This is a genomic window from Variovorax sp. KBS0712, from assembly GCF_006323185.2.
GTDB classification, from domain to species: domain Bacteria; phylum Pseudomonadota; class Gammaproteobacteria; order Burkholderiales; family Burkholderiaceae_C; genus Variovorax; species Variovorax boronicumulans.
Genome location: NZ_VCCD02000001.1, coordinates 1,285,658 through 1,300,395, shown reverse-complemented (window position 1 = coordinate 1,300,395; position 14,738 = coordinate 1,285,658). Strand labels below are relative to the sequence as shown.

13 protein-coding genes are annotated in these 14,738 nt (G+C 68.2%); 12 read left to right on the top strand and 1 reads right to left on the bottom strand.

The genetic code is table 11. The features are described from left to right. The first annotated feature begins 87 nt into the window (after positions 1–87). The 11 genes from FFI97_RS05875 (at position 88) to FFI97_RS05825 (ending at position 13,513) form a co-directional block, all read left to right on the top strand. Positions 88–2,109: an AAA family ATPase gene (locus tag FFI97_RS05875; RefSeq protein ID WP_139701656.1), complete on the top strand. Its 2,022-nt coding sequence runs from the start codon at positions 88–90 to the stop codon at positions 2,107–2,109. Between the two features lie 43 nt (positions 2,110–2,152). After that, positions 2,153–3,499 (top strand): amino-acid N-acetyltransferase, encoded by a 1,347-nt coding sequence (gene argA, locus FFI97_RS05870; protein WP_062470199.1) that lies wholly within the window; start codon positions 2,153–2,155, stop codon positions 3,497–3,499. Positions 3,500–3,530: 31 nt separating this feature from the next. Then, positions 3,531–4,178: a LysE family translocator gene (locus FFI97_RS05865; protein WP_062470196.1), complete on the top strand. Its 648-nt coding sequence runs from the start codon at positions 3,531–3,533 to the stop codon at positions 4,176–4,178. 119 nt (positions 4,179–4,297) lie between these two features. Beyond that, entirely contained in the window at positions 4,298–5,293 is a 996-nt protein-coding gene (locus FFI97_RS05860) for a DUF3829 domain-containing protein (RefSeq protein ID WP_139701657.1), read from the top strand. A gap of 58 nt (positions 5,294–5,351) precedes the next feature. Next, a complete protein-coding gene (dapC, locus tag FFI97_RS05855; protein WP_139701658.1) occupies positions 5,352–6,563 on the top strand; it encodes a succinyldiaminopimelate transaminase in 1,212 nt (403 codons plus the stop codon). A gap of 49 nt (positions 6,564–6,612) precedes the next feature. Beyond that, entirely contained in the window at positions 6,613–7,446 is an 834-nt protein-coding gene (gene dapD, locus FFI97_RS05850) for a 2,3,4,5-tetrahydropyridine-2,6-dicarboxylate N-succinyltransferase (RefSeq protein ID WP_062470187.1), read from the top strand. Between the two features lie 88 nt (positions 7,447–7,534). Beyond that, positions 7,535–8,683 (top strand): PilT/PilU family type 4a pilus ATPase, encoded by a 1,149-nt coding sequence (locus FFI97_RS05845; RefSeq protein ID WP_062470184.1) that lies wholly within the window; start codon positions 7,535–7,537, stop codon positions 8,681–8,683. 25 nt (positions 8,684–8,708) lie between these two features. Next, positions 8,709–9,887, top strand: a complete 1,179-nt coding sequence (gene dapE, locus FFI97_RS05840; RefSeq protein ID WP_139701659.1) for a succinyl-diaminopimelate desuccinylase — start codon at positions 8,709–8,711, stop codon at positions 9,885–9,887. Beyond that, positions 9,884–10,765 (top strand): 50S ribosomal protein L3 N(5)-glutamine methyltransferase, encoded by an 882-nt coding sequence (prmB, locus tag FFI97_RS05835; protein ID WP_139701660.1) that lies wholly within the window; start codon positions 9,884–9,886, stop codon positions 10,763–10,765. The genes dapE and prmB overlap by 4 nt, the downstream gene beginning before the upstream one ends. A gap of 142 nt (positions 10,766–10,907) precedes the next feature. After that, on the top strand, positions 10,908–12,911 hold the full coding sequence (locus tag FFI97_RS05830; protein ID WP_139701661.1) for an ABC-F family ATP-binding cassette domain-containing protein: 2,004 nt from the start codon (positions 10,908–10,910) through the stop codon (positions 12,909–12,911). Positions 12,912–13,000: 89 nt separating this feature from the next. Beyond that, a complete protein-coding gene (locus tag FFI97_RS05825; protein ID WP_139701662.1) occupies positions 13,001–13,513 on the top strand; it encodes a hypothetical protein in 513 nt (170 codons plus the stop codon). A 21-nt stretch (positions 13,514–13,534) separates the two neighbouring features. Here the strand turns inward: FFI97_RS05825 and FFI97_RS05820 are convergent, their stop codons facing one another. Next, positions 13,535–13,765: a helix-turn-helix domain-containing protein gene (locus tag FFI97_RS05820; RefSeq protein ID WP_062470169.1), complete on the bottom strand. Its 231-nt coding sequence runs from the start codon at positions 13,763–13,765 to the stop codon at positions 13,535–13,537. Between the two features lie 70 nt (positions 13,766–13,835). Here FFI97_RS05820 and FFI97_RS05815 point away from each other — a divergent pair, with 70 nt between their 5' ends. After that, positions 13,836–14,561, top strand: a complete 726-nt coding sequence (locus FFI97_RS05815; RefSeq protein ID WP_083259139.1) for a helix-turn-helix domain-containing protein — start codon at positions 13,836–13,838, stop codon at positions 14,559–14,561. Positions 14,562–14,738 lie beyond the last annotated feature (177 nt).

Sequence of the window (14,738 nt, the reverse complement as noted above, 5' to 3'; positions counted from 1 at the left end):
GCACCACCGCCCTCCCCGCATCTCGCGTGGAGAAGCGGCCGCATTCCTGTTTCCGTGTCCCGAATCATTCGAAGAAAAAAGAACCTCATGTCGCATCCAGACATTTCCCGTGACCTGCACACCACGCTGGCCGAGCGCACGCGCCACCTGCAGGCCATTGCCCATTCGCTGAAGGCCGAGCTGTTCGGCATCGACGAGATCATCGATCGCGTGATCGATTCGCTGCGCGCCTGGTACGTGCTGCCGCAGCTCATCAGCCGCCCGGTCGTCATCTGCCTGTGGGGCCTGACCGGCACCGGCAAGACGCAACTCGTGCGGCGCCTGGCGCAGCACCTGGGCTTCTACGACCGCTTCATCGAAGTGCAGATGGACGGCTTCAGCCACGGCTCGGGCCACCGCACCGCCGGCTCGATCTCGGCCATGCTGGCCGAGTCGGGCATCGCCGAGGGCGCGCCCGGCATCCTCGTGCTCGACGAGTTCCAGCGCTTTCGCACCGTGGACGCCAGCGGCAAGGAAGCGCGCGTGGAGCGCTACCAGGACGTGTGGGCGCTGCTGTCGGACGGCCGCCTGCCGCCGTCGCTGTCGGTGCTCAGCGAGATCGAGTCGTCGCTGGCCTGGGCCGAGTACGACCAGGACCGCCGCACCGATGATGACGACGAGGAAGACGAAGAGGACGGTGCCAAGGCCGGCAAGACCAAGCGCAAGCGCCGCCTGCAGCTCTCGCCCTGGGAGGCGCAGGAGTTCAAGCGCTGCCTGAAGCTGCGCGAGTCGCTGCTCGAAATCATGACCTGGAAGCCCGACGAGATCCAGGCGCGGCTGCGCGCCTTCCGCGCCTCGCAGGACAACTGGGAAACCGACTACTCCAAGCTGCTGGTCTTCGTCTCGGGCAACCTCGACGAGATGTACGCCGAGACCGCCAAGCGGGTGGAAGACTGCGACACCGACGCCGACATCTTCCACGCGCTGACGAAGAAGCTCTCGCTCATCGACGTGAAGAAGGCGCTGGCCGAACGCTTCAAGCCCGAACAGGTCGCGCGGCTGGGCAACAACCACGTGATCTACCCCTCGTTCAGCCGCGCCACCTACGTGCGCCTGATCCTGTCGATCTGCGACCGCTACGTGAGCGAGATCCAGGAAAGCTCGGGCGTGCGCTTCGTGCTCGACGCGAGCGTGTACGAGCAGATCTACGCCAACGCCGTGTTCCCGGCGCAGGGCACGCGCCCGCTGTTCTCGTCGATCCACGCGATCCTGAGCGCGACGCTGGTCAATGCCGCGCTGTGGGCGCTCGAACAGGGCGCGCACGGCAGCGAGCCCGTGTGGCTGATGCTCGACCCCGGCGAGGTCACGCCCGGCGGCCCGCGCCTGGTCGCGCGCTTCCGGCTGGCGCGGCGCGAGTTCCCGGTGGCGCTGGAGCTGAACCGGCTCAAGCAGCGCGCCAACGCCGACTTCCGTGCGCTGCTCGCGGTGCACGAGGCCGGCCACGGCCTGGTGTACGCCCTGCTCTTCGGCCGCGCGCCGCAGGAGATCCGCATCAACGTGGCCTCGTTCGAGGGCGGCTACAACAGCTACGTGAAGCGCAAGGCTTGGTCCAAGCGCAACCTGCTGGACAGCGTGTGCGTGAGCCTGGCCGGCCGCGCGGCCGAGCGGCTGGTGTTCGGCGAATCGGGCTGCACCACCGGCGCCGAGCGCGACCTGATGCAGGCGACCGCGACGGCGGCGCGCCATGTGCGCCACCTGGGCTTCGGCACGCGCTGGAGCCGCACCGACGTGACGACCGATTCGAACGACAACCTCAACACCGACGTGGCCGCCACCAACCGCGAGATCGAGGCCATCCTGGCACGCGAACACACCCGCGCGCTGGGCCTGCTCGAAGCGCACGCCACCGCCTTCATGGCGGTGGTCGATGCGCTGATGGCGCACGGTTCGATCGCACCGGACGAGCTCGCCGGACTGCTCGGCCTGCCGCTGGCGCCGGCCGCGCCGGCGGGTGCCGCCGAGGCGGCGGTGGAGCCGCTGGACGCCTACGCCGACCAGCTCGAGGCCTTCAAGGCCCGCGGCACGCCCGCCGCGGCCGGGGCCGGCCGGCTGCTGCGCGCCCTGGCATGACGCGCTGCACCAAAACCTTGCCAAGAATGCACAATCACGCCCCATGTCCACCGTCTTCAATTTCACCTTCGTGCCCTGGTTCCGCTCGGTCGCGCCCTACATCCACACGCACCGCGGCAAGACCTTCGTGGTCGCGCTGGCGGGCGAGGCCATCGCGGCGGGCAAGCTGCAGAACATCGCGCAAGACCTGGCCCTGATCCAGAGCATGGGCGTCAAGATCGTGCTGGTGCACGGCTTCCGACCGCAGGTCAACGAGCAGTTGGCGGCCAAGGGCCACGAGGCGAAGTACTCGCACGGCATCCGCATCACCGACGCCGTGGCGCTCGACTCGGCGCAGGAGGCCGCGGGCCAGCTGCGCTACGAGATCGAGGCCGCCTTCAGCCAGGGCCTGCCCAACACGCCCATGGCCGGCTCGACGGTGCGCGTGATCTCGGGCAACTTCATCACCGCGCGCCCCGTGGGCGTGGTCGATGGCGTGGACTTCAAGCATTCGGGCCTGGTGCGCAAGGTGGACGCGGCCGGCATCCGCCGCACGCTCGACTTCGGCGCGATGGTGCTCATGTCGCCCTTCGGCTTCTCGCCGACCGGCGAGGCCTTCAACCTGACGATGGAAGAAGTGGCGACCAGCGTGGCCATCTCGATCCAGGCCGACAAGCTGATCTTCCTGACCGAAGTGCCGGGCATCCGCGTGGACAGCGAGCTGCCCGAGAGCGAGGACAACCCGATCGACACCGAACTGCCGCTGGCCGCCGCCGAGAAGCTGCTGGCCTCGCTGCCGCCCGCGCAGAAGCCGACCGACACCGCCTTCTACCTGCAGCACTGCGTGAAAGCCTGCAAGGGCGGCGTGGAGCGCAACCACATCCTGCCGTTCGCGCTCGACGGCTCGCTGCTGCTCGAGATCTACGTGCACGACGGCGTCGGCACCATGGTGATCGACGAGAAGCTCGAGAGCCTGCGCGAAGCCACGGTGGACGACATCGGCGGCATCCTGCAGCTGATCGAGCCCTTCGAGCGCGACGGCACGCTGGTCAAGCGCGACCGCACCGAGATCGAGCGCGACGTGGGCCACTACACGGTCATCGAGCACGACGGCGTGATCTTCGGCTGCGCGGCGCTGTACCCGTACCCCGAGGCGAAAACCGCCGAGATGGCCGCGCTGACGGTGTCGCCGCAGTCGCAGTCGCAGGGCGACGGCGAACGCATCCTCAAGCGCATCGAGCACCGCGCCAAGGCCATGGGCCTGGAGAGCATCTTCGTGCTCACCACGGTCACGATGCACTGGTTCCTCAAGCGCGGCTTCCAGCAGGTCAACCCCGACTGGCTGCCCGAGGCACGCAAGCGCAAGTACAACTGGGACCGCAAGAGCCAGGTGCTGGTCAAGAAGATCTGAAGAAGAAACCCATCCGAAGAAAGACGCCCCGATGACGCTCGCCACCGCCCTGCTGTTCGCCATCGTGGCCTTCGCCGCCATCGCCACGCCCGGCCCCACGGTGCTGCTGGCCCTGAGCAACGGCTCGCGCCACGGCGTGCGCCGGGCGCTGCCGGGCATGCTCGGCGCGGTGCTGTCCGACTTCGTGCTGGTCGGCGCCGTGGCGCTCGGCCTGGGCGCACTGCTCGCGGCCTCGGAGTTCTGGTTCTCGATGCTCAAGTGGGTCGGCGCGGTCTACCTGGCCTGGCTCGGGCTGCGCATGCTGCGCTCCCAGGGCGGCTTCCAGCTGCCGAGCGCGGACGCCGCGGCCACCGTCACGGCGGTCGAAAGCCGGCGCATCTTCTTCAAGTCGTTCCTCGTGGCGGTGACCAACCCCAAGGGCTACATCTTCTGTTCGGCGCTGCTGCCGCAGTTCATCGACCCGACTGCCGCGCAGGCGCCACAGTACCTGATCATTGCGCTGATCTTCGCGGGGCTGGACATGGCGGTGATGCTGGCCTACGCCTTCGTCGGCGCCCGTGCGATCCGGCTGCTCACGGTGTCGGCCACGCGCTGGATCGACCGCGCCTGCGGCGGCATGCTGCTGGCGCTGGCGGGCTCGCTCGCCTTCTACCGACGCAGCGCGGCCACCGCCGTCTGACCATCCCGCTCCCTCGACCGCTGTCCTCAGGCAGCGGCGCTCCTTCCCACGATGTTTTTCCGGCAAGCCGCCATCCCGCGGCCTGCCCGTGCTGTTTTTTCAACGGAGGAAATGAAAGAATGAAGAACTACCAAGCCCTGCTGGGTGCCACCCTCGTCGCCGTCTCGGCGCTCGTCGCGGGCTGCGGCGACAAGGCGGACAAGACCGCCCCACCCGCTTCCGCCGAAGCCAAGCCCGCCGCCCAGGCCGGCAACGACCAGCAGCAACTCGTCGAGAAGTACAACCTCTACGTCGACGTCTCGAACAACCTGCGCACCTCGTTCCAGGAAGCCCGCGAAAGCTACGTGACCGGCCAGGTGCCGCTGCTGCAGGCCAAGGCGCCGCTCACCAGCCTGCGCATCCAGAACGACATCCTGGTCGACCGCTCGGCCAAGAAGCTCGATGCCGCCGCCGCCATCGCCGCGCCGCTGCCCGAGATCGACGAATCGGCCAAGGCCTTCTCGGCCGCGCTCAAGGTGCTGTCGCCGCTGAGCCGCGAGCTGAACGACTACGCCAATTCCAAGGGCTACCTCGCCGACAACGGCGACAAGGCACGCCAGATGAGCGCCGACTACCTGGCCGCGCTCACCACCGTCGCGCAGGCCGAAGCGGCCTTCGACAAGGGCCTGAGCGCCCGCGACCGGGCGCTCACCAGGGAAGCCTTCGAGAAGGCGCCCAAGGACACCGCCGCCTACTACCGCGCCGGCCTGATCTACCACGGCAAGCTCAACCACGCCGACGCCATGGTGCTGTTCGCCGCGCCCAACGACCCGCAGGCGCTGGCCGCCTTCGAGGCCTCGCTGGCGCTGGTGGCCGACTCGGCCGCAGGCTGGAGCAAGAAAACCAGCGAGCAGTCGACCCAGAACGGCAAGAGCTGCAGCGGCGGCATGCTGCAGATCAACGAGTTCATCGGCCAGTCGCGCTCGGTGATCAAGGACGCCAAGGACGGCGTGTTCAAGCGCAAGGAAACCGGTGCGATGGCCCGCATGGGCCGCTCGGCCATCGTCGATGCGGCCAACCGCTACAACCAGAATTTCGCCAACATGATCGGCCAGTTCAACCGCCCGCTTTGCTGAGCGGGCCAAGGGGCGCGGGGCGTGCGGGCCGCCCGCCCCGTCGCCGATAATCCGGGGCATGAATCCCTTGCTTGCCAAATTGCAGCCGTACCCGTTCGAGCGGCTGAAGCAACTGTTCGCTGGCGTCACGCCCGCCCCCGAATTCGCCCCCATCAGCCTGGGCATCGGCGAGCCCAAGCACGCCACGCCGGCCTTCATCAAGGACGCCCTGAGCGCCGGCCTCGGCGCCCTTGCCGCCTACCCGGCCACCGCCGGCGAGCTGAAACTGCGCACCGCCTTCACCGACTGGCTGCATCGCCGCTACAGTCTCTCGCTCGACCCGGCCACCCAGGTGCTGCCGGTCAACGGCTCGCGCGAGGCGCTGTTCTCGCTCGCCCAGACCGTGGTCGACGCCAGCGGCGGCACCAAGCCGGTGGTGATGTCGCCCAACCCGTTCTATCAAATCTACGAGGGCGCGGCCCTGCTCTCGGGCGCCGAGCCGTACTACGTGCCCAGCGTGCCCGCGCGCAACTTCGCGGTCGACTGGGACAGCGTGCCCGAGGCCGTCTGGGCCCGCACCCAGCTCGTGTTCGTCTGCTCGCCGGGCAATCCCACGGGCGCCGTGATGTCTCTGGACGAGTGGAAGAAGCTCTTCGCGCTGTCCGACCGCCACGGCTTCATGATCGCCGCCGACGAGTGCTACAGCGAGATCTACTTCCGCGACGAGCCGCCGCTGAGCGGCCTCGAAGCCTCGATGAAGCTCGGCCGCCCCGACTTCAAGAACCTGATCGCGCTCACCTCGCTGTCCAAGCGCAGCAACGTGCCCGGCCTGCGCAGCGGCTTCGTGGCCGGCGACGCGGCCCTCATCAAGGGCTTTTTGCTCTACCGCACCTACCACGGCAGCGCCATGAGCGGCGCCGTGGCCGCCGCCAGCATCGCGGCCTGGGGCGACGAGTCGCATGTGGTCGACAACCGCGCCCAGTACCGCGCCAAGTTCGCCGCCGTCACGCCGCTGCTCGAACCCGTGCTCGACGTGCGCCTGCCCGACGCCAGCTTCTACCTCTGGGCCGGCGTGCCCGAAGTGTGGGCTGGCGACGACGAAGCCTTCGCCCGCGCGCTCTACGCTCAATACAATGTCACGGTTCTGCCGGGGAGCTATCTGGCGCGCGACACCGACCACAGCGCCAACCCGGGCCGCGGTCGCATCCGCATGGCGCTGGTGGCCGAAACGGCCGAGTGCGTCGAGGCCGCCCAGCGCATCGTCCGGTTCGTCAAAGACGGCCGCCGCTGACCCCCTGTCGCCCCGCTTCCCTGCCCCTTTTTCACCCGAGACTCTCTCCATGACACAGCAACTGCAACAAATCATCGACGCCGCGTGGGAAGACCGCGCCAACATCTCGATCAACGCCGCCCCCGCCGAAGTGCGCGACGCCGTCGAGCACGTGATCACCGAGCTGAACAACGGCAAGCTGCGCGTGGCCACCCGCCAGGGCGTGGGCCAGTGGACCGTGCACCAGTGGATCAAGAAGGCCGTGCTGCTGTCGTTCCGCCTGAAGGACAACGAGCAGATCCAGGCCGGCTCGCTGGGCTTCTACGACAAGGTGCCGACCAAGTTCTCGCACCTGTCGGCCGCCGAGCTGAAGGAATCGGGCGTGCGCATCGTGCCGCCGGCCGTGGCCCGCCGCGGCAGCTTCATCGCCAAGGGCGCGATCCTGATGCCTTCGTACGTGAACATCGGCGCCTACGTGGGCGAAGGCTCCATGGTCGACACCTGGGCCACCGTCGGTTCGTGCGCGCAGGTCGGTGCCAACGTGCACCTGTCGGGCGGCGTGGGCCTGGGCGGCGTGCTCGAGCCGCTGCAAGCCAACCCGACCATCATCGAAGACAACTGCTTCATCGGCGCGCGCTCCGAAGTCGTCGAAGGCGTGATCGTCGAAGAGAACTCGGTGCTGGGCATGGGCGTGTACCTGGGCCAGAGCACCCCGATCTTCAACCGCGACACCGGCGAAATCTCGTACGGCCGCGTGCCCGCCGGCAGCGTGGTCATCAGCGGCAGCCTGCCCAAGAAGACCAAGTCGGGCCAGGACTACAGCACCTACGCTGCAGTCATCGTGAAGACGGTCGACGCGCAGACGCGTTCCAAGACCAGCCTGAACGACCTGCTGCGCGACTGAAAACGCACCCACCACCGGCCGCCTGCTTCAACGCGCGCGGCCGGTTCGCTTCTTCCCTGAGAAAAAACAGCACCGAGGAGAGAGACCGATGAACATGATGGAACGGATTCTTCGTTTGATGGCCGAGCGCAAGGCCTCCGACATCTACCTCTCGGCCCACTCCCCGGTGATGATCCGCATCAACGGCAACTGCCTGCCCATCAACGCGCAGGTGCTGCCGCCGACCGCGCCGCTGGCGCTGCTGTCGGAAGTGGTGCCCGAAGCCCGCATCCAGGAACTGGAAAACACGGGCGAACTCAACATGGCCGTCGCCCTCGAAGGCGCCGGCAACTACCGCATCAGCGCCATGCGCCAGCGCGGCAGCTACGCCGTGGTGGTGCGGCACATCGCCTCGGTCATCCCCAGCTTCGACGACCTGAATCTGCCCGACATCCTGAAGTCGCTCATCATGGAAAAGCGCGGGCTGATCCTGATGGTGGGCGCCACCGGCGCGGGCAAGACGACCACGCTGGCCTCGATGCTCGACTACCGCAACGAGCACGCCAGCGGCCACATCCTCACGGTCGAAGAGCCGATCGAGTTCACCTACACCAACAAGAAATCGCTGGTGAACCAGCGCGACGTGGGCAGCGACACCACCTCGCTGCAGGTGGCCCTGAAGAACGCACTGCGCCAGGCGCCCGACGTGATCCAGATCGGCGAAATCCGCGACCGCGACACCATGACGGCCGCCATCGCCTACGCGCAGTCGGGCCACCTGTGCGTGGCCACGCTGCACGCCAACAACAGCTACCGCGCGCTGAACCGCATCCTGAGCTTCTTCCCGGTCGAGGTGCGCCCCACCCTGCTGGGCGACCTGGGCTCGGCGCTGCGCGCCGTGGTGTCGCAGCGCCTGCTGCGCACGCCGGCCGGCGGGCGTGTGCCCGCGCTCGAAGTGATGCTGAACACCGCACTGGTGGCCGACCTGATCGAAAAGGGCGACTTCTCCGGCGTCAAGGAAGCCATGGAGCAGTCGATGGCCGAAGGCTCGCAGACCTTCGAGGAAGACATCGCGCGCCTCATCACCGAGGAGCGCGTGACCCGCGAAGAAGGCCTGGCCAACGCCGACTCGCCCACGAACCTGATGTGGCGCCTGCAGAACCGCGACGCGCCCAAGAAGCAGGCCGAGGATCGCGACCTGACCGACCAGCTCGACGAACCCACCTTCACCGACATCACGCTCGACGTGAAGTTCTGACCGCCCCTTAATCCCCGCTCCCTCGATGTCCCGTACGCTCCAGCTCGCCGAACAACTGATCTCGCGCCCTTCCGTCACCCCCGACGACGCGGGTTGCCAACAGATCCTGGGCGAACGCCTCGCTGCGCTGGGCTTCACGCTGGAAACCATCGAGAGCGGCCCGGCCGATTTCCGGGTCACCAACCTCTGGGCCGTGCGCCGCCCCGCCAACGGCAAGGCCACGAAGACGCTGGTCTTCGCCGGCCACACCGACGTGGTGCCCACCGGCCCGCTCGACCAGTGGAGCAGCCACCCGTTCACGCCCACGCACCGCGACGGCAAGCTCTACGGCCGCGGCGCCTGCGACATGAAGACCTCGGTCGCGGCCTTCGTGACCTCCATCGAAGAATTCCTGCAGGGAGAGCCCGACCCGGCGCTCACGCTGGCGCTGCTGCTGACCAGCGACGAGGAAGGCCCGGGCGTCGACGGCACCGTGATCGTCTGCAACGCGCTGGCCGCACGCGGTGAAACCATCGACTACTGCATCGTCGGCGAGCCCACCTCGGTGGCGCGCTGCGGCGACATGATCAAGAACGGCCGCCGCGGCACCATGAGCGGCAAGCTCACGGTGAACGGCGTGCAGGGCCACATCGCCTACCCGCACCTGGCGAAGAACCCGGTGCACGCGGTGGCGCCCGCGCTGGCCGAGCTCGTGGCGATCAACGCCGCCGGCGGCTGGGACGCGCAAAGCAACCCCTACTTCCAGCCCACCAGCTGGCAGATCAGCAACTTCCACGCGGGCACCGGCGCGAGCAACGTGATTCCGGGCAGCGCGGTGATCGACTTCAACTTCCGCTTCTCGACCGAGTCCACGCCCGAATCGCTGCAGCAACGCGTGCACGCCGTGCTCGACACGCACGGCGTCGACTGCACGCTGGCCTGGACCGTCGGCGGCCTGCCCTTCCTGACCACGCCCGGCGAACTCGTCACGGCCGTACAGGCGGCGATCCGCGAAGAGACCGGCCTGGACACCGAGCTGTCGACCAGCGGCGGCACCAGCGACGCGCGCTTCATCGCCAAGATCTGCAAGCAGGTCGTCGAGTGCGGCCCGGTGAACGCCAGCATCCACAAGATCGACGAGCACATCGAGGTGGCCGAGATCGAGACGCTGAAGAACATCTACCTGCGCACGTTGCGCGGGCTCGACGCGGCGCTCGCTCAATGAGCACCGTCATCGAACTGATCGAAGCCGGTGCCCAGCGCCTGACCGACGCCGGCGTGGCCTTCGGCCATGGCACCGCCAACGCCTTCGACGAAGCCGCGTGGCTCGTGCTGTGGCGCCTGAAGCAGCCGCTGGACGACATCGACGCCGTGGCCGACACCCCCGTGTCGCCAGCCGACGCCGCCAAGGTGGTGGCCCTCATCGACGAGCGCATTGCCACGCGCAAGCCCGCCGCCTACCTCACGAAAGAGGCGTGGCTGCAAGGCGTGCCCTTCTACGTGGACGAGCGCGCCATCGTGCCACGCAGCTTCATTGCCGAGCTCATCGCCGACGGCAGCATCGACTACTGGCTGGGCGAACACACGCAGCGCGTGCTCGACCTGTGCACCGGCAACGGCAGCCTCGCGGTGCTCGCGGCGCTCACCTACCCGGATGTGACGGTGGACGCGGCTGACCTGTCGACCGAAGCGCTCGAAGTGGCCGCCATCAACGTCACGCGCCACGCGCTCGACGCCCGCGTCACCTTGATCGAATCGGACGGCCTGAAGAACGTGCCCGGCACGTACGACCTCGTGCTGTGCAACCCGCCCTACGTGAACAGCGCCAGCATGGCTGCGCTGCCCGCCGAATACCGCGCCGAGCCCGAACTGGCGCTGGCCGGCGGCACCGACGGCATGGATTTCGTGCGCCAACTGTTCACCGACGCGCCCGCCCGCATGAGCGAACAGGCCGTGCTGGTGCTGGAGATCGGCAACGAGCGCGACTACTTCGAGGCGGCGTTTCCGCAGCTCGAGGTGGTCTGGCTCGAAACCTCGGCCGGCGAAGACCAGGTGTTGCTGGTCACCCGGACGGCGCTGCTGGCCGGCGCCGGCGCGCGTTAGCGGCGCCCGCCCAAGCCCCCTTCTTCGCCTTGCATGCAGCCTCGTGGCTGCGCCCCCTTTCATCGGGTGATGTCCGCCTTTGCCCCTTCGCGCCGGCTCGCTGAAGGTCGGACGGGATAATCCCCCCTACGGTTCCTATTTCATGATTACTCTCAAAAACGTCATTCTTCGCCGCAGCGCCAAGAAACTGCTCGACGGCGCCACCGTCAATCTCAACCCCGGCGAAAAGGTCGGCCTGGTGGGACGCAACGGCGCCGGCAAGTCGTCGCTGTTCGCGCTGTTCAACGGCACGCTGCACGAAGACGGCGGCGATTTCTACATTCCCAAGCAGTGGCGCATGGCCCAGGTGGCGCAGGACATGCCCGAGACCGAGGAGTCGGCCACCGACTTCGTGGTCGGCGGCGACACCCGCCTGACCGAGCTGCGCGCCACGCTGGCGGCCATCGAGGCCGCCTACGCCGAGAACCCCGACGACGCCGACATCGGCATGGAACTGGCCCACGCCTACACCGACCTGGCCGATGCCGGCGAGCACGACGCCGTGCCGCGCGCGCAGGCGCTGGTGCTGGGCCTGGGCTTCAAGTCGCACGAGCTCGACGAGCCCGTCAACAGCTTCTCGGGCGGCTGGCGCATGCGCCTGCAGCTGGCCCGCGCGCTGATGTGCCCGAGCGACCTGCTGCTGCTCGACGAACCGACCAACCACCTGGACCTGGACGCGCTCGTCTGGCTCGAGGCCTGGCTGCAGAAGTACGCCGGCACCATGATCGTCATCAGCCACGACCGCGAGTTTCTCGACGCCGTGACCGACGTCACGCTGCACATCGCCAACGCCCAGCTCACGCGCTACGGCGGCAACTACAGCAAGTTCGAGGACATGCGCGCGCTGCAGATGGAGCAGCAGCAGGTGGCCTTCAGCAAGCAGCAGGACAAGATCGCCCACCTGCAGAAGTTCATCGACCGCTTCAAGGCCAAGGCCAGCAAGGCCAAGCAGGCGCAAAGCCGCGTCAAGGCGCTGGAGCGCATGGAAAAAGTGGCGCCGCTGCTGGCCGAGGCCGACTTCACCTTCGAGTTCAAGGAGCCGGGCAACATCCCGAACCCGATGCTCTCGATCGACAACGCCAGCTTCGGCTACGAGGTTGAAGGCGAAGCGCCCAAGACCATCCTGCGCGGCGTGAGCCGCTCGGTGCTGGCGGGCCAGCGCATCGGCATCCTGGGCGCCAACGGCCAGGGCAAGTCGACGCTGGTGAAGACCATCGCGCGCGAAATGGGCGCGCTGGCCGGCCAGGTCACCGAAGGCAAGGGCCTGAACATCGGCTACTTCGCGCAGCAGGAACTCGACGTGCTGCGCCCGCAGGACAACCCGCTGGAGCACATGGTGCGCATGGCGCGCGAACTCGGCAGCAATGCCAAGGAAGCCACCGGCGAGCAGGCCCTGCGCGGCTTCCTGGGCAGCTTCAACTTCAGCGGCGACATGGTCAAGCAGCCCGTGGGCACCATGAGCGGCGGCGAAAAGGCCCGCCTCGTGCTCGCGATGATGGTCTGGCAGCGCCCCAACCTGCTGCTGCTGGACGAGCCCACCAACCACCTGGACCTGGCCACCCGCGAAGCCCTGGCCGTGGCGCTCAACGAGTTCGAAGGCACGCTGATGCTGGTGAGCCACGACCGTGCGCTGCTGCGCTCGGTGTGCGACGAGTTCTGGCTCGTGGGCCGCGGTGTCGTCACCGACTTCGACGGCGACCTGGACGACTACCAGCGCTACCTGCTCGACGAATCCAAGCGCCTGCGCGAAGAGGCCAAGGTGGCCGTGCGCGAAGCGGACGCCGTGGCGGCGGCCGCTGCGGCCGCCGCAGCGGCAGCGCCAGTGAAGAGCAGCAACACCCCCGAGCAGCGCAAGCAGGACGCCCAGGAGCGCCAGCAGCGCAGCGAACAGGCCAAGCCGCTGAAGAAGGAGATCGCCAAGATCGACGAGCGCATGGCGGCAGCCAGCACCGAGCGCAGCACGCTCGAAGCCCGGCTGGCCGAACCGCTGCCGCCCGCCGAGATCGCCGACGCCGGCAAGCGGCTGAAGGCGCTCAACGACGAGATCGCGCAACTCGAAGAGCGCTGGCTGGCGCTGTCCGACCAGCTCGAAGCGCTGGCGGCATAACCCCTGCCGCCCGCACGGCCCGGCCGGTCTCCACCGGCGCGGCCGGGTAGCATGGCACGCTCAGGGAACCCGCCAAGGAGCCACGCTGCATGCCTTCTTCGATCGAACTCGCCCGGGGCGATGAAAAACTCATCGCGGCCATCCACCGCAGCCGGCGCCTGATCGGCCGCAAGGCCCTCATGGCCGCCGCCGCCAGCGCCGTGCCGCTGCCTGGCGTCGACTGGATGGCCGACGCGGCGCTGCTGTCGCGCCTGGTGCCGCAGATCAGCGCCGAGTTCGGCCTCTCCGTCACCCAGGTCGAAAAGCTCGCGCCGCACCAGCGCGAGCGCATCCAGAAGGCCGCGACCACGCTCGGCGCCCTGCTCGTGGGGCGGCTCGTCACGCGCGAGCTGCTCATGAAGCTGGCCCGGCACGCCGGCATCCGCCTCACCGCCAAGCAGGCCACCAAATACGTGCCCATCGCCGGGCAGGTCGTGTCGGCCGCGCTCGGCTATGCCGCGCTGCGCGCGCTGGGCGAACAGCACATCAAGGACTGCGTGCGCGTGAGCACCACGCTGGCCCTGACGCCGCCCGAGCCCGCCGAACGGCTCAAGCCGGCATGATCTGATCCCGCCACTTCCGGCTCAGTCGCCGGCTGGCGGCGGCCCATAGTGCGGGGCCGGCCGCAGCGCCTCTTCCTTCATGCGCTGCTCGTAGGCGGCCAGCAGCGCGACGTAGTGGCGCGACATCACGTCGCTCACCCGCCCCAGCCCGATCTTGCTGACCGTGGGCTGCGGAATGCCCGTGCGTTCCTGGATCTGCTTTTGCGTCAATCCGAGCGCTCGCAGCGCCTGCACCAATTCGCGTGGCTTCATATCGATCCTCCCTTTTTTTCCTATTTTAGAGTCCAATACGAATATTCATCTGCGCTTGAATCTCCACCCCATGGAGACTATTGCTTCACGTGCCCTGGCCGCACGCAAATTCGCCAAGATGACGCAGAAGCAGGCCGAGGCCGCTTCGGGCGTCAAGCAGTCGAGCATCTCGAAGATCGAGCGTGGCGACACCAGCCGGTCGATGAGCGTGCTCGCCTTGGCACGCGCCTACCGCGCCGACCCCAACTGGCTCGACACCGGCGACGGCCCCGCTCCGTGGGACGAGGTGCAGATCCGCCTGGCACGCGACAACGCCCACGAGCCGCCCGGCCCCTACCGCGTCACCCGCATCGCGCCCGTCGGCCCGGCTTTCGCGCCCCAGACGCCCGGCACCGTGCCGCTGATCTCGTGGGAGCAGGCCGGCGAATGGCGCGGCGCCGAATCGCCGCCCCGGCCCACGCTGGCCGAACGCTGGATTCCCTGCATCGCGCACCACAGCGCCGGCACCTACGCGCTGCGCGTGCGCGGCGACAGCATGACCTCGCCGCACGGGCACCTGAAGAGCTACCCGGCCGGATCGATCGTCTTCGTTGACCCGCAGCACACCACGCCCGACGACGGCGAGCGGGTGGTCGCCAAGCTGGACGACGACATCCGCGGCGAAGTCACCTTCAAGGTCTACAAGGAAGACGCGGGCCGCCGCTGGCTGCTGCCGCTGAACCCCGCACACGAGGCCGTGCGCGTGCCCTTCACCGTGCTGGGCACCGTGATCGGCAAGTGGGAAGACGAAGACTGAAGGCCCAAAGGGCCTCTTTTCGCGAGGTCAGGTTGCGTACAGATTCGCCGGGCACAGTGAGGTTTCTCCCGGTGGCTTGCACCTCTGATCCTCCCTCCTCCAGCAAGTCACCTTCCAGCCCGCCCTCGTGCGGGCTGTTTTTTTGCCTGCCCCGCTGCGCGTCGGGCGGCGGCTTTC